Source organism: Pseudotabrizicola sediminis (assembly GCF_004745575.1).
GTDB lineage: Bacteria > Pseudomonadota > Alphaproteobacteria > Rhodobacterales > Rhodobacteraceae > Pseudotabrizicola > Pseudotabrizicola sediminis.
Window position 1 is genome coordinate 224,249 of the sequence record NZ_RPEM01000003.1, and the last position, 23,924, is coordinate 248,172.

Genomic DNA, 23,924 nt, shown 5'->3' on the forward strand with positions numbered 1-23,924 from the left:
AGCCGGGGCTTACGCTTATGCGAAGGGGGCGTCAACGCCAAAGCGTGTGGCAAGGTCAGCCGCCATGGCGGCATCGGTGGCTGTGACAGGGCCGGTGGCAAAGGGCCGGAAGCGCCAGCGAAAGGCGCGCAGCAGGGTGGCCTCGTCCGATGCGGGGTAGCCGAAGCGGCGGGCGAGCGGGACAAAGTCGGGTGCCCGACCAGCCCCGGCCGGTTCCGGCCAGACCGACAGGCCCTGATGCGCCAGCCTGCGCCAGTCAAAGCGCGGACCGGGGTCCGATTTACGGTCGGGGGCCATGTCGGAATGGCCGATCACCCGCTGCGGCGGAATGGACCAGCGCGCCATGATGCCCCCCAGCAGCTGTTCCAGCGCCGCCATCTGCGGCTCGGCAAAGGGGTGATCGCCGCGATTGTCCAGCTCGATTCCGATGGACTGGCTGTTCACATCCGCAACGCCCGCCCATTCGCCGGCCCCCGCATGCCAGGCGCGCTGCGCCTCGTCCACCAGCGCCTCTGCCGCGCCTTGGCGCGAGATCAGCCAATGGGCCGAGACTTCGGCCGCAGGGTCACAGAGCCGCGCACGCGCGGCCTCATGGCTGTCCATCGCGGTGTAGTGGATCACGATCAGCGACGGACGCACCCCGCCGCGCCGCGCGCCGAAGTTCGGCGAGGGTGTCACCGCAGCCGGTACGGGCTCGGGTCCCAGGTGCAGGCATAGCCGTCGCCGTCCGGGTCAAGGCCCAGACGGTCACGCTCTGGCCCGCCCCGCTCCAGAAACGCCTGCTGCGCGAGATCGGGTGAGGCGTAGCCCGCGCATTTTGCCGCCGTGTTCCCCACGCCAAAGCCGGACCGCCGATACAACTGTGTGCCGCGCGGGTGGCTGGTCGCCAGCGCGTAATCCACGATGTTCGGCCCCGCAGCGCCCGACCGCACCGGCAAGGCACCGGGCTGAATCACCTGATACTGGGCGCGGTTGCGGTCGATCCGGGCCCGGTCGCTTTCAATCGTCTCGCGGCTGGCGACCGCGTCAAAGTCGTTCTCGTCCGAAATCGTGGCCCCCCCGCCAAGGCTGGCAATCCGCGCAGCCTCACCGGTTTCTTCGCGGATGCCGGCGGGCGCATTGCCGCGTGGCCGGATCTCACCGCTCACAATCGGGGCACCGATCACCGCGCCGGTCGAAGACCCACCCGAAGGCACGATCCCGCCACGGCCATCGGCCCGGTCAATCGCCGCCCCGATTTGATCGGTCGAAAACCCCGGCGTGACAACCGGTTGCGGACGCCCCGCCGCCGCATCGCGGTCGCGCACATAAGAATTGTAGTCCTGAAACCCAACCCCGGCCCCGCTGTCCGGCACGGCGCTTGCGCAGGCCGCAAGAGTCAAAGGCAAAAGCAAAAGCAGCGACACACGCATGATCAGTCAGACCCGAATTGAAGTTCAAATGCCGCAATTACCACCATTTGGCCGGCTTGGCCACAAAGCCCGCCGCACGCTCCAGCACATAGGCGTGATTGAGCAGCTCCGCCTCTTCCCAAGGCCGCCCGATCAACTGCAACCCCAAGGGCAGCCCCTTGGCGTCCAGCCCCACCGGCACGGCAATCCCCGGCAGACCCGCAAGGTTGAGCGTGACGGTAAAGACATCGTTCAGATACATCTCCACCGGGTCTGCCCCGCCCTGCTCGCCCAGCCCAAAGGCCGAAGACGGCGTGGCCGGGGCCAGGATCGCATCGATCCCCGCCGCGAAAGCCTGCTCAAAGTCGCACTTGATCAGCGCCCGCACCTTGCGCGCCCGGTTGTAATAGGCGTCGTAAAACCCGGCTGACAGCACATAGGTGCCCGCCATGATCCGGCGCTGCACCTCTGGCCCGAACCCCTCGGCGCGGGTCTTTTCATACATCTCGGTGATGCCATCGCCCTGCGCCAGTTTCGCGCGGTGCCCATAGCGCACCCCGTCATAGCGGGCGAGGTTGGACGACGCCTCGGCGGGCGCAATGATGTAATAGGTCGGCAGCGCATATTTCGCGTGCGGCAGCGAGATATCCACAATCTCGGCCCCGGCGTCGCGCATCATCTCCATGCCACGATCCCACAGCGCCGCAATCTCCGTTGGCATCCCGTCCAGCCGGTATTCGCGCGCAATCCCGATCTTCTTGCCGCGAATGTCGCCGGTCAGCGCCGCCTCAAAATCCGGCACCGCCAGCTCGGCGCTGGTCGAATCCTTTGCGTCATGCCCGGAAATCGCGCCCAGCATGATCGCCGCATCGCGCACCGTACGGGTCATCGGTCCCGCCTGATCGAGGCTGGAAGCGTAAGCTACAATCCCCCAACGCGACACCCGGCCATAGGTCGGCTTGATCCCGGTGATGCCGCAGAACGCCGCCGGCTGGCGGATCGACCCGCCGGTATCGGTACCCAGCGCCGCCAGACACAGATCTGCCGCCACCGCCGCCGCCGACCCGCCCGAAGATCCGCCCGGCGTCAGCCGCCGGTCATCCACCTTCCACGGGTTCACGGCCGGGCCGTAGCAAGACGATTCGTTCGACGATCCCATCGCGAATTCGTCCATGTTCAGCTTGCCAAGGCAGACGGCCCCCGCCTCCCACAGCTTGGTGGTCACGGTCGATTCGTATTCGGGCCGGAACCCGCGCAGAATGTTCGACCCCGCCTGTGTGGGCACGCCCTTGACCGCGAACAGATCCTTCACCCCAACCGGAATGCCGCACAGGCTGGGCGCATCGCCGCCCGCCAGCCGCGCATCCGCCGCCCGCGCCTGTTCCAGCGCCAGTTCCGGCGTCTTGTGCACGAAGGCGTTCAGCACATCGCCCGCATCCATCGCGGTCAGGCAAGCCATGGTCAGATCGACCGCCGTCACCTCACCCTTGCGCAGCGCATCGCGTGCGCCTGCTACCGTCCAGCCGTTGGCTCCGCCCATATCCGCGCTCATTCCACCACCTTCGGCACCGCAAAGAACCCCTCACGCGCATCGGGCGCGTTCTTCAGCACGGCAGCCTGCTGATTGCCATCGCTGATCACATCCACCCGGCGCTTCAACCGCATCGGCGTAACCGAGGTCATCGGTTCCACCCCCGTCACATCCACATCCTTCAGCTGCTCCATGAAACCAAGGATCGACGACAGCTTCTCGGCCAGATCGGGCAGATCGCCCTCCTCTACCCGGATACGGGACAATTTCGCCACCTTGCGGGCAGTATCGATGTCGATGGACATTTTGGGCCCTTTCCCTGCAATAACCCGCATTGTTTAGCCCCCCGCCTTTCGGGCTGCAAGCCCGCGCTTCCAAGCCCAGCCTTGCCAAATCGCCGCCCAGCGCTCAATTTCACCTCACAACAACACCAAGGAACATCTTCCATGCAGATAACCTGGCTTGGCCATTCCGGCTTTCGGATCGAGATTGAAAACGCGGTCCTGCTGATCGACCCATGGCTGGACGGCAACCCGATGTTTCCCGCAGACAAGCGCGCCGATGCGCTGGCGGGTGTCACCCATATCTTCCTGACGCATGCCCATGGCGACCATGCCTCGGGCGCGCTGGCGATTGCACAGGAAACCGGGGCCACCATCGCCGCCATTCATGAACTGGCCGCGTATCTGACCCGCGAAGGCGCAAAGGACGTGATCGGCTTTGGCAAGGGCGGCACCATTGACGCGAACGGGGCCAAGGTCACCATGGTCAATGCCTCGCATTCCTCCAGCATCGACTTTGCGGGCGGCAACGCCATTGCCGGCGGGTCAGAGGCGGGGTTCATGATCGCCGGTGAAGGTCAGGTGATCTATGTCTCGGGCGACACCGACATCATGGCCGATATGGACTGGATGGCCGATTACCACAAACCGAACATCGGCATCCTGTCTTGCGGCGGGCACTACACCATGGACATGGCCCGCGCCGCCTATGCCGCCCGGCGCTATTTCAACTTCAAGACCGTGATCCCCTGCCATTACAAGACCTTCGGCCTGCTGGCGCAAGACGCGTCCGAGCTGAAGGCCGGCCTGCCCCCGGGTGTCACCCTGATCGAACCGCAGGTGATGGAGCCGATCCGGCTCTGACCCGCCTGCCCGGGTGATCCTTGCGGGTGGCGGGCAAACCCCGCCGCCTGCACATCCGCCCTTGCGCGGCGGCGCAAGGCCGCATAGTCGCCCCGGCCAACGGCGGCAAAGTGTAAAAAATCCCTTGCCGCCATGACATCAAGTCCTTGTTTTAAAACATCTCCCCAAGCTGAAACACAGTGGTCACGCCCCCCGCCGCCCCGCAAAAAATGCCCGCAGCATCGCCTCGGCCTCTGCCGCTCCGATACCATCATAAACCTCGGGCACGTGGTGGCACTGGGGGTGGGCAAACACCCGTGCCCCCACCGCCACACCGCCGCTTTTCGGGTCCGCTGCACCGTAATACAGCCGCCCCACCCTTGCTGCCGCAATCGCTGCGGCACACATCGGGCAAGGCTCCAGCGTCACGTACAGATCATACCCCACCAGCCGCTCCGACCGCGCAAGCCTGCACCCCTCGCGGATCACCAGCACCTCGGCATGGGCCGTCGGATCGCATAGCTCCCGCGTCCGGTTCCCCGCCCGCGCCACGATGCGCCCGCCGGGTGCCACCAGCACCGCCCCCACCGGAACCTCATCGCGCAACGCCGCCGCCCGCGCCTCCTCCAGCGCCACTTCCATAAAGGACACGAACCCGCGTTGCTCTTTCATCTGTTCCCAAATATCCTTGGATGTCCGGGGGCAGACAGCCGCCGGGGCTGGCCACCCGGCGCCAAGGATGACAGTCATGCCTGCAAATGAAAAGCCACCCCGCCCGAAAGCGGCCCCCAAAGCCGCCGCACCGGAAGGCGAACGCATCGCCAAGGTGCTGTCGCGCGCCGGTATTTCGTCGCGTCGCGAGGCAGAGCGGCTGATCGAGGCGGGCGAAGTCACCGTCAATGGCAAGGTCATCTCCTCCCCCGCCCTCAACGTCACCGCGGCCGACCGCATCAGCGTGTCCGGCCAGCCCGTAGGTGCCCCCGAACCGGCGCGGCTGTGGCTGTATTACAAGCCCGAGGGCCTGGTGACCTCTGCTTCCGACGAAAAGGGACGCGACACCGTATTCGACAACCTGCCCGAAGACATGCCCCGCGTCATGTCCATCGGCCGGCTTGACCTCAATTCCGAAGGCCTGCTGCTGCTCACCAACGATGGCGCGCTCAAACGCCAGCTGGAACTGCCCTCCACCGGCTGGCTGCGCAAGTACCGGGTGCGGGTCAAGGGCAACCCCACCGAACCCGAAATCGAGCCGCTGCGCAAAGGCATCACCATCGACGGCGAGCGGTTCCAGCCGATGGAGGTCAAGATCGACCGCCATCAGGGGGCCAACGCCTGGCTGACCATCGGCTTGCGCGAAGGCAAGAACCGCGAGATCCGCCGCGCCATGTTTGCCATCGGCATGACCGTGAACCGGCTGATCCGCGTCAGCTACGGCCCGTTCCGCCTGAACGAGATGGAACCGGGCGATGTCGAGGAAATCAAGGCCCGCGTGTTGCGCGACCAGCTGGGTGCCCTGCTGTCAGGCCAGATCGAAGACGCGTCCGAAATCCCGACCAAAGCCAAATCCCGCGTCCGCACCACCAGCCGCACCGCAGGCGATGACGACCGCCCGGCGCGCAGCAGCACCCCCCGCCCCACCCGAGCGGCACCCGGCGACAGGCCCGTCCGCAGCGCCGCAGCGCCCTCGCGCGACGAGGCACCAAAGCCCGGCCGCACCACCACCGGCAGACAGCCCCGCAGCGGCACCGCCGCGAAGGCACCCGGCACCGTTACCTCGACCCGTGGCCGGAAGGCTTTGGGTCAACTGGCTGATAGCTGGGGCACGGCCACCAAACTCGCCGCAAAACCTGCCCCCAAGCCAGAGGCCAAATCCACCCGCCGCCCCGCCCCCTTGCAGATCGAAGGCGACACCGCCGCCCCAAGACCGCGAAGCCGCACCAAGACCGCCGCCAAGCCCAGCACCCGCAACGCTGGCCCCGAAGCACCCCGCAGCGGTGGCCCGAAACCACCGCCGCGCCGGAAATGAGCCCCCAAGGCGGCAAACGGCAAGAGACTGCCTTGTGCGCCCTCCTCGCCGCGTCACCACTGGCAAGCGATTGATGCATACCCTATACTAAACAAACAGGCCCGCCCGTCGCCGTGCCGCTGCCGCCAGAATGAGGCTGATATGTCCGGAAACGGGATGCAAACCCTGTCTTTCATCCTGCTGATCGGCCTAGTCGGCTATGTTGCCTTTGGCGGGGGGTTGTAGATGGCACAGCGTTTTGGTGGCCGGTTCAGCCCGGGGGCTTCGCCCGATGCCAAGGGCACGCCACCACCGGCCCACCCCTTTGATGGCAAACAACCGCTCAAAGGTGCCGGTCGCGCCCGGTTTCTGGGTATCGCGGCACTGCTGTTCCTGCCCGCCGCCTTCACCGGCAGCCCAGATGCACTGCTGTTTGGGCTGGCCGCCACGGCCCTGATGCTCGCCGCCGCTTTCCTTACGCGGGAAGGGCTGAAGGCCCATGCCGCCTTTGACGCGCGCAAGATTGCCCGCCGCCCGGCCTTTCCGCGCAAGATCTTCGGATCGGTGCTGACCGGGGCCGCCCTGGTGGCCGGCGGGTTGATGAGCCATGATGGCGTGCTTTATCCGCTGCTGTTCGGCTTTGCCGGGGCTGCGCTGCATTTCAACACCTTCGGCCCCGATCCGCTGCGCGACAAGGGCAGCGAGGGGATTGATACCTTCCAGACCGACCGCGTCGCCCGCGCCGTGGATGAGGCGGAAAAGCATCTGACCGCGATGCGTGATGCCATCCTGCGCGCGAATGACCGCCAGCTGGAGATGCGGGTCGACCGCTTCATCGCCGCCGCCCGCCAACTGTTCCGCACGGTCGAGGACGATCCGCGCGATCTGACCGCCGCCCGCAAGTACCTGTCGGTCTACCTGATGGGCGCGCGTGACGCGACGGTCAAGTTCGCCGACCTGTATGCACGGTCACGCGATGCGCAAGCCCGCAGCGAATACATCGCGCTGCTGGATGACCTTGAAACCACCTTCGCCGACCGCTCGCGCCGCCTGCTCAACGACAATCGCAGCGATCTGGATGTCGAGATTTCCGTGCTGCGCGACCGGCTGAAAACCGAAGCATAAACGCCCCACCCCATTGACCGACACTCCATTGAAAGTAGCGCCATGAAAACCACCACCCGCGAACAGGCCGCCCAGACCCTGACCCAGATCGAGGAAGTCACCGCCGTTGTCCTGCCCGAACCGGGAACCGAGATCGTGCCGCTGACCACTGCCACCGGCAACAAGGCGACAGAGATCCGCACACGCATGGCCGAGCTTGAGATGGACAATACCCAGTCGATCATCTCGTTCGGGTCGAAAGCACAGGCCGAGCTGCAGGTGATTTCGCAGGAAATGCTGGCCGATGTGAAGAACAAGGATGCCGGCCCCGCAGGCGACAGCTTGCGCCAGATCGTCACCACCATCCGGGGGTTCGGGGCCGAAGAGCTGGACCTGCGCCGTGACCGCAGCTGGTGGGAAAAGCTGCTGGGCCGCGCCGCGCCCTTTGCCAAGTTCGTCTCGCGTTACGAAACCGTGCAGGGTCAGATCGACAAGGTCACCGAAGACCTGCTGCGCCATGAACACACGCTTCTGAAAGACATCCGCTCGCTGGATGTGCTCTATGAAAAGACCCTGAACTTCTACGACGAACTCGCGCTCTATATCGCGGCGGGTGAGGCGAAGATGGCCGATCTTGACGCAACCACCATCCCCGCCAAAGAGGCAGAAGTCGCCGCAGCCCCCGAAAATGATCAGGTGAAAACAGCGCAGGAACTGCGCGACCTGCGCGCCGCGCGCGATGATCTGGAACGCCGGGTGCACGACCTGAAACTGACCCGTCAGGTCACCATGCAATCACTGCCCTCGATCCGTCTGGTGCAGGAAAACGACAAATCTCTGGTCACCAAGATCAACTCGACGCTGGTGAACACCGTGCCCCTGTGGGAAACCCAGCTGGCGCAGGCCGTCACCATCCAGCGGTCGCGCGAGGCGGCGGACGCCGTGCGCGGCGCCAATGACCTGACCAACGAGCTCTTGACCAAAAACGCCGACAACCTGCGCGAAACCAACCGCGTCGTGCGGACAGAAATGGAACGGGGCGTCTTCGACATCGCTTCGGTCAAGCAGGCGAACGATCAGCTGATCGCCACCATCAACGACAGCCTGCAGATCGCCGATGAAGGCAAGGCCCGTCGCGCCGCCGCCGAAGTCGAGCTGCAGAAGATGGAGTCCGAACTGCGCGATACGCTTGCCTCGGCCACCGCGCGCCGCCCTGCCCCGCAGACCCAAGGATAAGCCCCACCCTATGCGCGTTTCCGCTGTTTTCCGTAGTACCGTGTCCGCCCTGTGCGGTCTGGCGCTTGTGGGCTGCGTGGCCAGCCCACAGGCGCCGCGCACATCACCCAACGCACCCGCGCGCCCTGCGGCGGTGGTGGTGCCGCAAATGCCGCCCTCGGCCGCAAGTCAGGCCGTGCGTCTGCATTTCGCCCGGGTGCAGGCAGATCTTTTGTCCAACGGGTTGCTGCGCACCGATGGCGGCGGGCGCGACACGCCCTTTACCGACCGGATGCTGGCGGAAAACTTCATCCGCATCGCCCTTTACGACGAATATGTGCGCGGCAATGCGGGTCCGGTCCAGCGCGAGGCTCCCAGCCGGTTGCGCCGCTGGGAAACCCCGGTGCGGGTCGGCCTGCGTTTTGGTGCCTCGGTCAGCCCCAGCGCCCGCGCTACCGATACCGCGCGTGTGCGGTCCTACCTCGCCCGCCTCAGCCGCCTGACCGGCCACCCCATTGCGTTGAACGATGCAGCCCCGAACTTCTACGTGTACATCGTGAACGAAGACGAACGCCGCGCGCTTGGCCCGGTCGCATCCGCCGCCCTGCCCGGCCTGTCGGCGGGTGAGGTTGCGGGCATCACCAACATGCCGATATCCACCTATTGTCTGGTCTATGCCATGTCCGAAGGCAACTCGGGCCGCTATACCCGCGCCTTCGCGGTGATCCGGGCCGAACATCCCGACCTGTTGCGCCTGTCCTGCATGCATGAAGAAATCGCGCAAGCCATGGGCCTTGCCAATGACAGCCCGCGCGCGCGTCCGTCGATCTTCAACGATGACGAGGAATTTGCCCTGCTGACCGGGCAGGACGAGCTGATGCTGCGCATGCTCTACAACCCCGCCCTGCGCACCGGCATGGCCGAGGCAGAGGCGCGGCCCATTGTCGAATCCCTTGCGCGCGCGCTGATGGGCGGCGAAAGTTGACCCCACCCCCGGCATGACGATCAGACCGGACCCAACGGAGAAGTGCCATGGTATTCGATTTCCTCAAAGGCGAATTCATCGACGTCATTTCCTTTCTGGATGACACCCGCGACACGATGGTCTGGCGGTTTGAACGCCGGGGGCAGGCCATCAAATACGGGGCCAAGCTGACCGTGCGCGAAGGTCAGGCGGCGGTCTTCGTGCATGAAGGGCAGCTGGCCGATGTCTTCGGCCCCGGCCTCTACATGCTGGAAACCAACAACATGCCGGTGATGACCACCCTGCAGCACTGGGATCACGGCTTTTCCAGCCCGTTCAAGTCCGAGGTGTATTTCATCAACACCACCCGCTTCAACGACCAGAAGTGGGGCACCAAGAACCCGATCATGACCCGCGACCCGGAATTCGGGCCCGTGCGGATCCGCGCCTTTGGCACCTATTCCATGCGCGTCAGCGATCCGGCGGTGTTTCTGCGCGAAATCGTCGGCACCGATGGCGAATTCACCGCCGATGAAGTGTCCTACCAGATCCGCAACATCATCGTGCAGGAGTTCAGCCGGACCATCGCATCCTCCGGCATTCCGGTGCTCGACATGGCGGCCAACACCGCCGATATGGGCAAGATCATCACCACCGCGATCAACCCGCTGGTGGCCGAATACGGCCTGACCCTGCCGGAATTCTACATCGAAAACATCAGCCTGCCGGAAGAGGTCGAAAAGGTGCTCGACAAGCGCACCTCGGTCGGCATCGCAGGGGATCTGAACAAATACATGCAGTTCAACGCCGCCGAAGGCATCGCCAACCCCGCATCGGGCGCAGGCGCGATGATAGGCGCGGGCATGGCTGCCGGAATGGGCGCGGCAATGGCGCAAGCCGCCGGCCCATGGGGTGCCCCACCCGCCACCATCCCGGCCGCAGCGGCACCGCCGCCGCCACCGCCGGCCGCCGCAGCGGTCTGGCATCTGGCCGAAAACGGCGCGACCAAAGGCCCGTTTGACGAAGCCACCCTTTCCGCCATGGCCGCCACAGGCCAGATCACCCGCGCCAGCATGGTCTGGACCGCCGGGCAGGACGGCTGGAAAACGGCCAGCGACACCCCGCTGAGCCGCCTGTTCGACTCTGTCCCGCCCCCCCCGCCCGCGCCGTAAAGCATGCCCGACCAAGACCACCGCTGGCCCTGCGAAAGCTGCGGCGCAGACCTGCGTTTTTCGCCCGGCGATACCGCGCTGAAATGCGATCATTGCGGCCATGTGCAGGCCCTGCCCGACGCGCCCGCCGCCCGGCAGACCGCACTGGCAGAGCTTGATCTGAACCGCGCCCTGCAAGACGACCTGCCCCCTGCCGATATGGAAGAGGTGCGCATCACCCCCTGCCCCTCCTGCGGCGCGCAGGTGGAATTCCACGGGGCCGAACACGCCACCGAATGCCCGTTCTGCGCCACCCCGGTGGCCATCGGCACCGGCACAGAGCGCCTGATCAAACCGCAGGCCGTGCTGCCCTTTGCCCTGACCGAACGGCAGGGACGCGAGGCGATGGTGAACTGGCTGGGCAGCCTGTGGTTTGCCCCGAACAGCCTGGTGGAATACGCGCGTAAGGGCCGCACTCTTTCGGGCCTCTACGTTCCCTACTGGACCTATGATGCCGCCACCCGCAGCCGCTATTCCGGCGCGCGCGGCACCCATTACTATGAAACCCGCACCGTGACCGTGCAGGTCAACGGCAAGAACCAGCGGCAGCAACAGCAGGTGCGCAAGACCCGCTGGCAATCCGCCTCGGGCTGGGTCTCGCGCCGGTTCGATGATGTGCTGGTGCTGGCCAGCGCCTCGCTGCCGCGCCGCTATACCGATGCGCTGGCCCCGTGGGATCTGGGCGCGCTGGTGCCCTATTCGCCCGATTACCTCGCAGGCTTCACGTCTGAGGGCTACACCGTCAGCCTCGGCGATGGCCAGACCATCGCGCATCAGGTGATGGCCGCCCAGATCGCGCAGGACATCCGCCACGACATCGGCGGCGATGAACAGCGCATCGACCGGGTCGACACCGCCTATTCGGCCGAGACGTTCAAGCACATCCTGCTGCCGATCTGGATGGCCGCCTATAAATACAACGGCAAGACCTACCGCTTTGTCGTGAACGGCCAGACCGGCAAGGTGCAGGGCGAACGCCCCTATTCGGCGTGGAAGATCGCCTTCGCCGTCATCGCCGCCGCCATCCTCATCGGCGGGTTCGCGTATCTGAGCGAGATGTAGGATAGGCCCGCCCTTTCCGACCCCGCCACATTCGTCTAGAATCATGCGACAATAAGAAATCAAAGGGCAGGCCATGCAGATGAACAGACGCGCAGTTGTTTTGGGCCTCGGGGCCCTGTGGCTTTCCGGCTGCGTCGGTGGTGGCGGTACGGGTTCCGTCGTCTCGCGCGGGCCGGACCCCGGCATGTCGCCGGTGCCCAATGCGGGCTTTGACGCCTGGGTCACCAGCTACAAATCCCGCGCCGCCAGCCGGGGCCTGTCGCAATCCACCATCGACACCGCCTTCCGCAGTGCAGGCTTCCTGCCCGGCGTGGTGGAGCGTGACCGCAACCAGACCGAATTCACCCGCACGCTGGAAGATTACCTCGCCATCGCCGCCAGCCCCGACCGTATCGCCAAGGGCCGCGCCGCATTGGCCCGCCATCGCGGCACCTTGGCCGCAATCGAGGCCCGCTACGGGGTCGAGGCCGAAGTAGTCACCGCCGTCTGGGGTCTGGAAAGCCAGTATGGCGAACGGCGCGGCACCGTGCCGGTGATCTCGGCGCTCGCAACCCTCGCCTATGACGGGCGACGCGGCGCGTTCTTTGAACAACAGCTCACCGCCGCCCTGCGCATCCTGCAAAACGGCGACACCACCCCCGCCAACATGACCGGCAGCTGGGCGGGTGCCATGGGCCACACCCAGTTCATCCCGACCAGCTATCTGGAATTCGCCGTCGATTTCACCGGCGACGGGCGGCGCGACATCTGGGCCGATGACCCGACCGATGCGCTGGCCTCTGCCGCCGCGTACCTGTCACGCTCCGGCTGGCGCAAGGGCCAACCCTGGGGGGTCGAGGTGCGCCTGCCATCTGGCTTCAACACCGCCGTCACCGGGCGCGGCAAGGGCCGCAACCCGGCGGACTGGTCGGCGATGGGCGTGACCACCGCCGACGGCGGCCGCCTGCCCAACCACGGCGCAGGCTCCATCCTCATCCCGCAGGGGGCGGGTGGCCCGGCCTTCCTGATCTTCAACAATTTCAACGCCATCGCCCGCTACAACAACGCGGTCAACTACGTCATCGGCGTCGGCCACCTGTCAGACCGGCTGCGCGGCGGCGGGCCCATCCGGGGCAACTTCCCGCCAGATGCCACCGGCATGACCATTGCCGACCGCCAGGATCTGCAACGCCGCCTGACCGCCGCAGGCTTTGACACCGAAGGCAGCGACGGCGTCATCGGTGCCAAGACCCGCGCCGCAATCGAAGGCTTTCAGCGCGCCCGCGGCCTGCCCGTCACCGGCGAACCCTCGCGCAGCCTCTTGCAAACCCTCGGCGGCTGAACCGGCGCACGGGGGGCTTTCCGCTCCCCGCACCCCCAGCGCATATTTGCGAAGCAGTCATGCCAACGGTGTGTTCTAATGATTGCTGCTTTCCCACCTCCCCCGCGCGGGGTGCGCGCACCCGAGGAGACGCGCGGCACGCGCGCGACGAGACAAAAACAACGCGGCGCAGCCGCTCCTTCAGATCCACCATGGCCCCGCGTACCCCGCCGGGGCGTTGACTCCGCCGCCCCACCCGCGCAATAGCGCTCTATCCCCGACCGGAGGCTCTGATGCTTGATCTGTCCCGCGTTCTGCCCCACGCCCGTATCCCCGAACTTCCCAAGCCCTATTTCGGCAAGGTGCGCGATTGCTACGATCTGCCGCCCACAGCAGACCATCCGGGCGGACGCCGCATCCTGATCTCTTCCGACCGGATTTCCGCCTTCGACCGCATCCTCGCCGCCATCCCCTACAAGGGGCAGGTGCTGACCCAGACCGCGCGCTTCTGGTTCGACCATACCGCCGATATCTGCCCCAATCACGTGCTGGGCTATCCCGATCCGAACGTGGTGATCGGCAGCCACGTCACCATCCTGCCGGTGGAAATCGTGGTGCGCGGCTATCTGGCCGGCACCACCTCCACTTCGGTGCTCACCCAATACCGTGCCGGGCATCGCAAGCTTTACGGCCACACCCTGCCCGACGGGATGCGCGACAACCAGCCGCTGGCACAGCCGATCATCACCCCCACCTCCAAGGCCTTTGACGGCGGCCATGACGAACCGCTCACCGCAGACGAGATCCTGGCACAGGGCCTGCTGACCCCCGCGCAATGGGACGAGGTTTCGGCCCATGCCCTCGCCCTCTTTGCGCGCGGTCAGAAGATGGCGGCAGAGCGCGGGCTGATCCTTGCCGATACCAAATACGAATTCGGCACCGACTCCGAAGGCCGCATCCTGCTTGCCGACGAAATCCACACCCCCGATTCCAGCCGCTACTGGCGCGCCGACGGCTATGCCGCGGCGTTTGAGGCGGGCACCCGCCCGCCCAGCTTTGACAAGGATGTCATCCGGTCCTGGGTCGCCGCGCGCTGCGATCCCTACACCGACCCGATCCCCGATATCCCCGCCGAGATCATCGCGCATACCGCCCAGGTCTATGTCGAAGCCTATGAGGCGATCACCGGCCACACCTTCCACGGCGACACCTCCGGCCCGACCCCGCTCGACCGGATCCGCGCCAATCTGTCGCCATGGTTTGTCTGACGTCATCCGCCTTGCAAAGACCGGTGCAGTGCCTAATCTGAACCGGAATTAACAGACCTTAACAAATCGGGATATGATGATCGAACGGAGTGTCATGCCGGAAACCGGCGATCGTCTATCCCTGACCGTCATGGGCGGGAGGGAGGCAGATTTCCTGCTGTCCATCCTCAACACCTCGCAGGACTGCCTTAAACTGCTTGAACCTGACGGCGTCCTGACCTTCATGAACGAAAACGGCATGCACGCGTTGGAGATTGACGCGTTCGACGCGGTCGGCGGTCGGTTCTGGCCCGACATGTGGCCTGCCCCCCTGCGTCCCACCCTCGAAGACGCGCTCTGCCGCGCCCGCAAGGGCGAGCGGGTGGTGTTCGAGGCCGAATGCCCCACCGTAAAAGGCACCGTGAAATGGTGGAACGTCTCGGTGCTGCCGATCCGCGGGGCAGATGGCGGGGTTCACAAACTGCTGGCCGCCTCGCGCGACATCACCGAACGGGTGCTGCGTGAACGCGAACAGATCGCCTATGCCAAGGATCTGGAACGCGAACTGGCCGAAAAATCCGAAATCCTGATCCAGCGTGACTTTCTGATGCGCGAAGTCGATCACCGGGTCAAGAACAGCCTGTCGCAGGTCGCGGCGATCCTGCGCCTGCAGGCCCGGCGCTCGTCCGACAGCGTGCGCGCCGCGCTGGACGAGGCGGCGCGTCGCGTGGCCTCCATCGCGCGGGTGCATGAACAGCTGCAATCCAGCAGCGATTTGCGTTCAATTGCCGTCGTGCCCCTGTTGCAGCGGCTTTGCGCCGAGTTTTCCTTGTCCTACGACCGTCAGGTCCACTTCAGCGCCGCCACCGATGATGATCTGACCATGCTGTCCGAACGCGCCGCGGCCCTGTGCATCATCGTCAGCGAGCTGGTGGCCAACGCCGTGCGCCACGGCAGCGGGGCGGGCCCGGTAACCGTCCATCTGCAGCAAACCGGGCCTGCCGCCGTCCTGCGTGTTGTCAATGCCGCCAGCCAAGCCCGCCCGCCCGCTGGCAATGCCGCCTCCGGCCTTGGCACGATGATCTGCGAAACCTATGCCTCCACGCTGGCGGGCGGGCTGGACTGGCAGTTTGCGGCGCAAACCATGACCGCAACCTTGACCTTCTCGCCCCAGACATAACCAGTGTTTGCGCTAACACCGCCTTAGCGGATATGATGCCCGCCAACATATGCCCTAATGACCCCCGCCGGAGGCCCCGATGATTCTCAGCTGTGGCGAAGCCCTGATCGACATGCTGCCCCGCACCGCCACCAGCGGCGAGGCCTGCTTTGCCCCCTATGCCGGCGGGGCCGTGTTCAACACCGCCATCGCCCTTGGCCGTCTGGGCGCGCCTTCGGCTTTCTTCTCGGGTGTCTCCACCGACATGCTGGGCGAAATTCTGGCCGAGACGCTCACCGCCTCGCAGGTCGATATCCGGTATCTCGCCCGGTCCGGGCGGCCCACCACGGTGGCCTTTGTAAAGCTGGTAGAGGGTCAGGCGACCTATGCCTTCTATGACGAAGGCACCGCCGGGCGCATGCTGTCGCAGGGACAGCTGCCCAGCCTGCCCGATACCGTCAGCACCCTGTTCTTCGGTGGCATCTCGCTGGTGAACGACCCCGCCGCCAGCACCTACGAGGCGTTGCAGGCGCGCGAATCCGCCACCCGCATCACCATGATCGACCCCAACATCCGCCCCGGCTTCATCGCCGGTCAGGAAGACACCTACCGCGCCCGCGTCACCCGGATGATCGCCCGAGCCGATATCGTCAAGCTGTCGGACGAAGACCTGCACTGGCTGATGGGCGCGGGTGATATCGCCACGCTCGCGCGGCAGATCATCGCGACCGGGCCAAAGTTGGTGTTCATCACCGAAGGGGCCGCCGGTGCCCGCGCCCTGACCGCCACGCAAAACCGCTTCGTCGCCGCAACCCCTGTCACCGTCGCCGATACCGTCGGCGCTGGTGATACCTTCAACGCGGGCGCACTGGCTGCGCTGCACAGCGCCGGCGCGCTGACCAAAACCGCCATCGCCAGCCTGACGGACGCCACGCTTGACGCCGCCCTGTCGCTCGGCACCCGTGCCGCCGCCATCACCGTCAGCCGCCCCGGGGCCAACCCGCCCTGGGCCAATGAGCTGTGAGGGGGCTCGTCCAGCGGGTCAGCCACGCCTCGGTCAGCGTTGACGGCGCGGTCACCGGCGAGATCGGTCCGGGCCTTCTTATCCTGATCTGCGCCATGGCGGGCGATACCGAGGCGCAGGCCGATGCCATGGCCGCCAAGATCGCCAAGCTGCGCATCTTCAAGGATGATCAGGGCAAGATGAACCGCTCGGTCACCGACATCGCAGGTTCCGCGCTGATCGTGTCGCAATTCACCCTCGCCGCCGATCTGCGCGGCAACCGTCCCGGCTTTTCCACCGCCGCCGCCCCTGATGATGGCAAACGCCTCTATGAGCATTTCACGAACCGCCTCAAAGCCCTCGGCATCCCCACCGCCAACGGCATCTTTGGCGCCGACATGGCGGTCAGCCTGATCAACGACGGCCCGGTCACCATCTGGCTCGACCTGTAAGCCCCGCGGCCCTTGGTCATTATCTGTTCATAAATATCCCGGGTAAGCCCATTGGTTTCGCCATCGGTCCGAGAAACCGATGGGCTTGGGGGCAGAGCCCCGGAGTTTCCGCAAGCACCACGCGTAAATCCTACCGCATAATCAGCTCCAGCGGATCATACAGGCTCTCGCCACTCCCCCAGGCCGCATCGGGCAGGCTGTCGGGCTTGAACCTGATCCCGCGCAATTCTTCCCGGCTGAAAAACCGCCGCTCGGTCACCACACCCTCGGGGTCGCGCCACAACTCGCTGATCTGCCCGCCCACAACCTCACAGCGGAAATACAGATCCACCTGATGAAACCCGCGCTTCGGGTCGTGGAATTCGTTCACCAGACAGGGCGCGCCGACCGCAACCGTCAACCCGGTCTCTTCCCAGATCTCGCGCTTCAGGTTGTCATGCAGCGACTGGCCCACCACCGCGCCACCGCCCGGCGCGCACCATAGGTCCGAGATCCCGCCGCGATAGGCGTTCACCAAAAGCAGCCGGTCATCGGCAAGGATCAGCGCGCGGGTGGCAAGGCGGGGCGTGCGGTGTGACATGGCCGCAGCCTGTGACGTTGCGCTCCGTTTGTCCACTCCCCCTTGGCATCGCGCCGCCCAAGGGTCATGTTCACTGCATGATCCGTATCCTTGGCCTGTCCCTCCTGCTTGCCGCGCCCGCAGCCCTGCCCGCGCAGGCCGATTGCGTGGTGCTCCTGCACGGGCTGGCGCGCTCTGATGCCTCGTTCATGCTGATGGCACAGGCGCTCAACGGGGCGGGGTTTCGCACCGTCAACCAGTCCTATCCCTCGACTTCGGCCCCGATTTCCGATCTGGCCACCTTTGTCGGCGACGGCGTCACGGCCTGCGCCCTGACCGAAGGCGAAGCGGTGCATTTCGTCACCCATTCGATGGGCGGCATTCTGGTGCGGCAGTATCTGTCAGACACCCGCCCCGAGGCCCTTGGCCGCGTGGTGATGCTGGCCCCGCCCAATCAGGGGTCTGAACTGGTGGATGCGTTTGGCGGCATTGCCCCCTTCGGCTGGCTCAACGGCCCGGCAGGCGCACAGCTTGGCACCGACGCGGGGTCCATCCCACTGACCCTGCCCGCGCCCGACTATCCGCTGGGCATCATCGCGGGCAACCAGTCGCTCAACCCGGTCTATTCCAGCCTGATCCCCGGCCCCGATGATGGCAAGGTCAGCGTGGCCTCCACCCGCCTCGATGGCATGACCGCCCACCTGACCCTTCCCGCCACCCATACCTTCTTGATGATGAACCCGGTCGTGCTGCGCGAAACCATCCTGTTTCTGCGCACTGGCGCCTTTGATCCGGGGCTGACCTATGCGCGGGCGGTGGAAGACCTGTTTTCACAGGACTAGCTTGACTTCACCCGCGCGGAAGGGTGTATCGGCGCAAAGATCTGAACCCTTGAAAGGGGAATACCGATGCACGCCTATCGCAGCCATACCTGCGCCGCCCTGAACACCGCCCATGTCGGTGACACCATCCGCCTGTCGGGCTGGGTGCACCGGGTGCGCGATCATGGTGGCGTGCTGTTCATCGACCTGCGCGATCATTACGGCATCACCCAGATCATCGCCGACAGCGACAGCCCGGCCTTTTCCGCCATTGAAAAAGTGCGGGCCGAATGGGTCATTCAGGTCGAAGGCCGGGTCAAGGCCCGCGACGCCACGCTGATCAACCCCAAGCTGCCCACAGGCGAGATTGAGGTTTACGCCACCGGCATCACCGTGCTGGGCGAGGCGGCAGAGCTGCCGATGCCGGTGTTCGGCGAAACCGAATACCCCGAGGAAACCCGCCTCACCTACCGCTTCCTCGATCTGCGCCGCGACGGCATGCACCGCAACATGATGCTGCGCTCTAACGTGGTGCGCAGCTTGCGCAACCGCATGTGGGACATGGGGTTCAACGAATTCCAGACGCCGATCATCACCGCCAGCAGCCCCGAAGGCGCGCGCGATTTCCTCGTGCCGTCGCGCCTGCATCCGGGCAAGTTTTACGCCCTGCCCCAAGCCCCGCAGCAGTTCAAACAGCTGATCATGGTCGCCGGTTTCGACCGCTATTTCCAGATCGCGCCCTGCTTCCGCGACGAAGACCCCCGCGCCGACCGCTCGCCCACCGATTTCTACCAGCTCGACATCGAGATGAGCTTTGTCGAACAGGAAGACGTGTTCGCCGTGGTCCAGCCGGTGATCCAAGGGTTGTTCCAGGAATTCGCCCCCGAAAAGCCGGTCGATGCCAACTGGCCCCGCATCGCCTATCGCGACTCGCTGCTGTGGTACGGCTCCGACAAACCCGACCTGCGCAACCCGATCAAGATGCAGGTGGTGTCCGACCATTTCGCAGGCTCCGGCTTCGCCGTCTTCGCCAAACTGCTGGAGCAGGACGGCACCCAGATCCGCGCCATCCCCGCCCCCAAAGGCGGCAGCCGCAAATTCTGCGACCGCATGAATGCCTTTGCTCAGCAACAGGGGTTGCCGGGCATGGGGTATATCTTCTGGCGTGAAGCCGAAGACAAATCCGGCATGGAAGCCGCAGGCCCCCTTGCGAAAAACATCGGCCCAGAACGCACCGAAGCCATCCGCCAGCAGCTTGGCCTCGGCCTTGGCGACGCCGCCTTCTTCCTCGGCGGCAAGCCCGACGCCTTCGAGTCCGTCGCCGGCCGCGCCCGCAATGTGATCGGTGAAGAACTCGGCCTGACCGAGAAAGACACCTTCCGCTTCGCCTGGATCGTCGATTTCCCGATGTATGAGAAGACCGACGACGGCAAGATCGACTTCAGCCACAACCCGTTCTCGATGCCGCAAGGCGGGATGGACGCGCTGATGGGCAACCCGCTCGACGTTTACGCCTACCAGTATGACCTTGCCTGCAACGGGTATGAGCTGCTGTCGGGCGGCATCCGCAACCACAAGCCGGAAATCATGTTCAAGGCGTTTGAACTGGCGGGCTACCCGAACTCCGAAGTGGAAAAGCGCTTTGGCGGCATGGTCAAGGCGTTCAAATACGGTGCCCCGCCCCACGGCGGCTGTGCGGCGGGCATTGACCGCATCGTAATGCTGCTGGCCGACACCACCAACATCCGCGAGGTCATCATGTTCCCGATGAACCAGCGCGCCGAAGACCTGCTGATGAACGCGCCGTCTGACCCGACAAACGACCAGCTGCGCGAACTGCGCCTGCGCGTGCTGCCGAAAGACGCCTGATGTATCACGCCACCGTCCCCGTCTTTCGCCACTACCTCGCCCAGATGGGCGGGATCGTGGACAAGGCGGGGCGCGCGGCGATGACGGCGCAGATCGGCGACAGCTTTACCGCCAGCCAGCATTTCGCCACCGCCGCAGGGTTTACCCTGCGCATCGCCTGCCCCCTTGCGGGCCGCCCGGTGCCCGACCTTCCCACCGCCCTTGCGCCCCGCATGGCGGTGGCCCGCGCCACCCTTGGCGCGATGAAACTGGCCGAATTCGACGGCGCGGCAGACCGGATCATCAGCCATCGCGCAGGTTTTACCGATCTGGAACAACCCGCGCATGACTTTGTGTTTCTTTACGGCCTTCCGAACTTTTTCTTTCATATGACAATGGGTTACGCCTCGCTCCGCGCCTCTGGCGTTCTCTTGGGCAAAGGCGATTTTGACGGGTTTCACGCCTATCCGGATGATTTCCGGTTTGACTGACCGCTGCAGCGCACCGACAGACGGTGCAATGGCGCGCGTTTCAGCCTATGATCCCCCGACCTTCAGGACGGCCCGATGACTCAGGACAGCACCACCGCAGCATTCCGCTTTGGCTACGGCCTGCCGCTGCCCGCCAACGCGCCATCCGAACCGGCATCGATGCTGGCCGTGCTGCGCGGTGCCGATACCATGGCCACCAAATACCCCGGCCCGCAACTGGCGGACCTGACCGAAACCCTTCTGCGCGCCGATACCATGCTGCGCACCTCGCGCCGCGCGACGGGCGAGGCGGCAAAAACCGCCCGGCAAGATTATCGTCAGGCCATCGCCCGGCTGGAAGGCGTCACCCTGCTGGCCGCCAAAACCACCATCGCCCGGGCGCTGGATGCACCCGACGGGTTCCGCGAACGCCTCGTGCAGTTCTGGGCCGATCATTTCACGACCGTGGCCCGCTCGCGCCGCGACAGCCCGCTGCCCGCCACGCTGGTGGAAGAGGCGATCCGCCCCTATGTCACCGACCGCTTTGCCGATATGCTCAAGGCCGTGATCCAGCACCCGGCGATGCTGGGCTATCTGGACCAATCGGCCAGCTTTGGCCCCAACTCGCGCATCGGGCAGCGCCGCACCAAGGGGCTGAACGAAAACCTCGCCCGCGAACTCCTCGAACTGCACACCGTCGGCAGCGGCTATGGGCAGGATGATGTGACGCAGATGGCCGAACTGCTGACCGGCCTGACCGTCGGCAAAAAGGGCCCCACCTTCGACCCCCGCCGCGCCGAACCGGGCCCTGAAACCGTGCTGGGCAAAATCTATGACGGCGACAAGCTGGAAACCGTGCTCAAGGCGCTGGAAGATCTGGCCGAACACCCCGCCACCGCCGCCCATGTCGCGCGCAAGCTGGCAGTGCATTTCGTGGCAGACCAGCCGAACGAGGGTCTGGTGCAGGCGCTCACCGATGCGTGGCGCAATTCCGGCGGCGATCTGCTGGCGGTGGCAGAATCGCTGCTGACCCAGCCCGCCTCATGGTCCAGGCTGCAGGAAAAGGCCCGCCAACCCTTTGATTTCACAATCGCCGCCCTGCGCGCGCTTGGGCTGGACGGGGCCGATGTCATGCGCATGGCCGATGATGCGTTCCGGCAGATGATCCTGCACCCGCTGGCCGCCATGGGCCAGCCGTGGCAGCGCCCCCCCGGCCCCGATGGCTGGCCCGAAGCGGCAGAGGTCTGGATCACACCCGAGGCGATGGCCGCCCGCATCACCTGGGCGATGGACATGCCGTCGCGGCTGGTCAACCCGCTGCCCGACCCCGCCGCCCTGATGACCACCGCTCTGGGCACCCATCTGGGCGAGCGGCTTGCCTGGGCGGTACCAAGGTCGGAAACCATCCGCGAAGCCGTCGGTCTGGTGCTGGCCAGCCCCGAATTCAACCGGAGGTAATTCATGGATCGCCGCCTGTTCCTCAAATCCCTCACCGGCACCGCCTGCTCGCTGGCCGCGCATCCGATGATGACGACCGTGACACTGGCCGCATCGGATGGCAGCGCGCCCTTGGGCGATCACCGGCTGGTTGTGGTCATCCTGCGCGGCGCGATGGACGGGCTCGATCTGGTCCGCCCCACCGGCGACCCGCTGTTTGCGCGCTACCGCCCGACGCTGTCCACCACCCAAGGCCCTGACCTGACCGGCTATTTCAGCCTGAACCCCACGCTAGAGGGCCTGATGCCGCTGTGGCAGGCAGGCCAGCTTGGCTTTGTGCAGGCCACCTCCACCCCCTACCGCGACCAGCGCAGCCATTTCGACGGGCAGGATATTCTGGAGGCCGGGACCGGCCTTGACCTGCCCGATGGCACAGTGCGCGATGGCTGGCTGAACCGGATGCTGCAGGCAGTGCCCGGCCTGCGCGCCCAGACCGCCTTTGCCATCGGCACCTCCTCTGCCCCGCTGCTGCAAGGCCCCGCCCCGGTCAGCAACTGGCAACCCGACCTGCGGCTGGATCTGTCGGCGCAAAGCCGTCTGCTGCTGGACCACATCTACCACGACGACACCCTGTTCCGCGAGGCGGCGACAGAGGCCTTGTCGCTCACCGAAAACATCGACCTGTCCCGGACAAACGGCAGGACCAGCCCGCCCACCGGTGGCCCGCTGGCCGATACCGACCGGCTGACCGATTTCGCCGCCGACCGTCTGGGCCAGGACACCCGCATCGCCGCCTTTTCGCTGAGCGGCTGGGACACCCACCGCAACCAGCAGGGCGGCATCACCCCGCCGCTGCGGCGGCTGGAACGGGTGGTGCTGCGGCTGGCCGACCGCCTTGGCCCGCAGATCTGGGACAAGACCCTGCTGCTGGCGATGACCGAATTCGGCCGCACCGTGGCCGAAAACGGCTCCAAGGGAACCGACCACGGCACCGGGGGCGCGATGCTGATGGCGGGGGGGGCTCTGCGTGGCGGGCGGATCATGGGTCAGTGGCCGGGGCTGGACGAAGCCGCGCTCTACCAACGCCGCGACCTGATGCCCACATCCGACGTGCGGGCCTGGGCGGCGCATGCGATGCGCGGGATGTATGGCTTTGACCGCGCCCTGCTGGAATCCAACATCTTCCCCGGCCTGACCATGGGCGACGACCCCGGGCTTCTGGCCTGATCCGGCAGCAAAATCCCCATTGCGCCCTGCCGCACCAACAGGACATAACCTCCGCAGGATCAGCAGGGACACGGCAATGCATACACCGGCACCACAGGGGAAACTGCTCACCGCTTGGACCCCGCCGCCGCATCCCCCCGCCGGTCTGACGCTGGAAGGCAAGCATATCCGGCTCGACCCGCTGGAGGCGGATGACCACGCCGCCGACCTGTTCACCGCCTTTTCCGGCCACGATGCCCTCTGGGATTACATGCCCTACGGCCCGTTCCATTCGGCCTCGGCCTATCACCGCTGGGTCAAGGATCATCAGGGCCGCGAAGACCCGGTGTTCTTTGCCCTGCGCGATGCGGCCACGGGGCATGCCGCAGGCGTTGCCTCTTACCTGCGCATCACCCCCCATTCCGGCAGCATCGAGGTTGGCCACATCTGCCTGTCCCCCGCCCTGCAACGCACCCCCGCCGCGACCGAGGCGATGTTTCTGATGATGGACTGGGCCTTCACCGCAGGCTACCGCCGCTATGAATGGAAATGCAACGCCTTGAACCTGCCGTCGCGCCGCGCGGCGCAACGGCTTGGGTTCAGTTATGAAGGCATCTTCCGCAACCACACCGTCAGCAAAGGCCGCAACCGCGACACGGCATGGTTCTCGGTGATCGACAGCGAATGGCCCGCCCTGCGCGAAGCCTTTGCCGCCTGGCTCTCCCCTGTCAATTTCGATGCCACCGGCAAACAGCGTGAACGGCTGTCCGACCTGTCGCGGCTGGTGCGCGCGGGGTCTGACCCCGGGCTGTAGC

General features: G+C 65.7%; 24 protein-coding genes. 18 read left to right on the forward strand and 6 right to left on the reverse strand.

Features of this window, described 5'->3' with window-relative positions:
• Positions 1-15: 15 nt before the first annotated feature.
• The 4 genes from EEB11_RS05945 to gatC are packed head-to-tail and all read right to left on the reverse strand — an operon-like array spanning position 16 to position 3,227.
• Complete coding sequence (locus tag EEB11_RS05945; protein WP_135429499.1) at positions 16-678, reverse strand: N-acetylmuramoyl-L-alanine amidase; 663 nt, start codon at positions 676-678, stop codon at positions 16-18.
• Entirely contained in the window at positions 675-1,412 is a 738-nt protein-coding gene (locus tag EEB11_RS05950; protein WP_135429500.1) for a hypothetical protein, read from the reverse strand. The genes EEB11_RS05945 and EEB11_RS05950 overlap by 4 nt, the downstream gene beginning before the upstream one ends.
• A gap of 37 nt (positions 1,413-1,449) precedes the next feature.
• The gene (gene gatA / locus EEB11_RS05955; protein ID WP_135429703.1) at positions 1,450-2,931 is read right to left on the reverse strand and encodes an Asp-tRNA(Asn)/Glu-tRNA(Gln) amidotransferase subunit GatA; all 1,482 of its coding nucleotides are present in this window, start codon (positions 2,929-2,931) and stop codon (positions 1,450-1,452) included.
• Positions 2,932-2,939: 8 nt separating this feature from the next.
• The gene (gatC, locus tag EEB11_RS05960) at positions 2,940-3,227 is read right to left on the reverse strand and encodes an Asp-tRNA(Asn)/Glu-tRNA(Gln) amidotransferase subunit GatC (RefSeq protein WP_135429501.1); all 288 of its coding nucleotides are present in this window, start codon (positions 3,225-3,227) and stop codon (positions 2,940-2,942) included.
• A gap of 141 nt (positions 3,228-3,368) precedes the next feature.
• Here gatC and EEB11_RS05965 point away from each other — a divergent pair, with 141 nt between their 5' ends.
• Complete coding sequence (locus tag EEB11_RS05965) at positions 3,369-4,067, forward strand: metal-dependent hydrolase (RefSeq protein ID WP_135429502.1); 699 nt, start codon at positions 3,369-3,371, stop codon at positions 4,065-4,067.
• Positions 4,068-4,250: 183 nt separating this feature from the next.
• Here EEB11_RS05965 and EEB11_RS05970 read toward each other — a convergent pair whose 3' ends face one another.
• Positions 4,251-4,718: a nucleoside deaminase gene (locus EEB11_RS05970; RefSeq protein ID WP_245298785.1), complete on the reverse strand. Its 468-nt coding sequence runs from the start codon at positions 4,716-4,718 to the stop codon at positions 4,251-4,253.
• Between the two features lie 76 nt (positions 4,719-4,794).
• Between EEB11_RS05970 and EEB11_RS05975 the strand changes: the two genes are divergently transcribed.
• The 11 genes from EEB11_RS05975 (at position 4,795) to dtd (ending at position 16,768) form a co-directional block, all read left to right on the forward strand.
• On the forward strand, positions 4,795-6,072 hold the full coding sequence (locus EEB11_RS05975; RefSeq protein ID WP_245298786.1) for a pseudouridine synthase: 1,278 nt from the start codon (positions 4,795-4,797) through the stop codon (positions 6,070-6,072).
• Between the two features lie 225 nt (positions 6,073-6,297).
• Entirely contained in the window at positions 6,298-7,176 is an 879-nt protein-coding gene (locus EEB11_RS05980; RefSeq protein WP_135429504.1) for a 5-bromo-4-chloroindolyl phosphate hydrolysis family protein, read from the forward strand.
• 42 nt (positions 7,177-7,218) lie between these two features.
• Positions 7,219-8,391, forward strand: a complete 1,173-nt coding sequence (locus EEB11_RS05985; RefSeq protein ID WP_135429505.1) for a toxic anion resistance protein — start codon at positions 7,219-7,221, stop codon at positions 8,389-8,391.
• A 10-nt stretch (positions 8,392-8,401) separates the two neighbouring features.
• Positions 8,402-9,355: a DUF2927 domain-containing protein gene (locus EEB11_RS05990; protein WP_135429506.1), complete on the forward strand. Its 954-nt coding sequence runs from the start codon at positions 8,402-8,404 to the stop codon at positions 9,353-9,355.
• A gap of 47 nt (positions 9,356-9,402) precedes the next feature.
• On the forward strand, positions 9,403-10,506 hold the full coding sequence (locus EEB11_RS05995; protein ID WP_135429507.1) for an SPFH domain-containing protein: 1,104 nt from the start codon (positions 9,403-9,405) through the stop codon (positions 10,504-10,506).
• A gap of 3 nt (positions 10,507-10,509) precedes the next feature.
• Positions 10,510-11,607, forward strand: a complete 1,098-nt coding sequence (locus EEB11_RS06000) for a TFIIB-type zinc ribbon-containing protein (protein WP_135429508.1) — start codon at positions 10,510-10,512, stop codon at positions 11,605-11,607.
• Positions 11,608-11,680: 73 nt separating this feature from the next.
• Positions 11,681-12,928: a lytic murein transglycosylase gene (locus EEB11_RS06005; protein ID WP_135429509.1), complete on the forward strand. Its 1,248-nt coding sequence runs from the start codon at positions 11,681-11,683 to the stop codon at positions 12,926-12,928.
• A gap of 272 nt (positions 12,929-13,200) precedes the next feature.
• Positions 13,201-14,175, forward strand: coding sequence for a phosphoribosylaminoimidazolesuccinocarboxamide synthase (locus tag EEB11_RS06010; protein WP_135429510.1), 975 nt, complete (start codon positions 13,201-13,203; stop codon positions 14,173-14,175).
• Positions 14,176-14,248: 73 nt separating this feature from the next.
• On the forward strand, positions 14,249-15,334 hold the full coding sequence (locus EEB11_RS06015) for a sensor histidine kinase (RefSeq protein WP_135429511.1): 1,086 nt from the start codon (positions 14,249-14,251) through the stop codon (positions 15,332-15,334).
• 79 nt (positions 15,335-15,413) lie between these two features.
• The gene (locus tag EEB11_RS06020; protein ID WP_135429512.1) at positions 15,414-16,337 is read left to right on the forward strand and encodes a carbohydrate kinase family protein; all 924 of its coding nucleotides are present in this window, start codon (positions 15,414-15,416) and stop codon (positions 16,335-16,337) included.
• Positions 16,334-16,768, forward strand: coding sequence for a D-aminoacyl-tRNA deacylase (dtd, locus tag EEB11_RS06025; protein WP_135429513.1), 435 nt, complete (start codon positions 16,334-16,336; stop codon positions 16,766-16,768). Before EEB11_RS06020 ends, dtd begins: the two co-directional genes overlap by 4 nt.
• 130 nt (positions 16,769-16,898) lie before the next feature.
• Here the strand turns inward: dtd and EEB11_RS06030 are convergent, their stop codons facing one another.
• A complete protein-coding gene (locus EEB11_RS06030; protein ID WP_135429514.1) occupies positions 16,899-17,348 on the reverse strand; it encodes an NUDIX domain-containing protein in 450 nt (149 codons plus the stop codon).
• Between the two features lie 77 nt (positions 17,349-17,425).
• Between EEB11_RS06030 and EEB11_RS06035 the strand changes: the two genes are divergently transcribed.
• The 6 genes from EEB11_RS06035 (at position 17,426) to EEB11_RS06060 (ending at position 23,923) form a co-directional block, all read left to right on the forward strand.
• Positions 17,426-18,169, forward strand: coding sequence for an esterase/lipase family protein (locus tag EEB11_RS06035; RefSeq protein WP_135429515.1), 744 nt, complete (start codon positions 17,426-17,428; stop codon positions 18,167-18,169).
• A gap of 66 nt (positions 18,170-18,235) precedes the next feature.
• A complete protein-coding gene (gene aspS / locus EEB11_RS06040; RefSeq protein ID WP_135429516.1) occupies positions 18,236-20,017 on the forward strand; it encodes an aspartate--tRNA ligase in 1,782 nt (593 codons plus the stop codon).
• Positions 20,017-20,487, forward strand: a complete 471-nt coding sequence (locus EEB11_RS06045) for a DUF1993 family protein (RefSeq protein ID WP_135429517.1) — start codon at positions 20,017-20,019, stop codon at positions 20,485-20,487. The genes aspS and EEB11_RS06045 overlap by 1 nt, the downstream gene beginning before the upstream one ends.
• A 75-nt stretch (positions 20,488-20,562) precedes the next feature.
• Positions 20,563-21,924, forward strand: coding sequence for a DUF1800 domain-containing protein (locus EEB11_RS06050; protein ID WP_245298787.1), 1,362 nt, complete (start codon positions 20,563-20,565; stop codon positions 21,922-21,924).
• A 3-nt stretch (positions 21,925-21,927) separates the two neighbouring features.
• Positions 21,928-23,130, forward strand: coding sequence for a DUF1501 domain-containing protein (locus EEB11_RS06055; RefSeq protein ID WP_135429518.1), 1,203 nt, complete (start codon positions 21,928-21,930; stop codon positions 23,128-23,130).
• A 76-nt stretch (positions 23,131-23,206) separates the two neighbouring features.
• Positions 23,207-23,923: a GNAT family N-acetyltransferase gene (locus EEB11_RS06060; protein WP_135429519.1), complete on the forward strand. Its 717-nt coding sequence runs from the start codon at positions 23,207-23,209 to the stop codon at positions 23,921-23,923.
• Position 23,924: the final 1 nt, after the last annotated feature.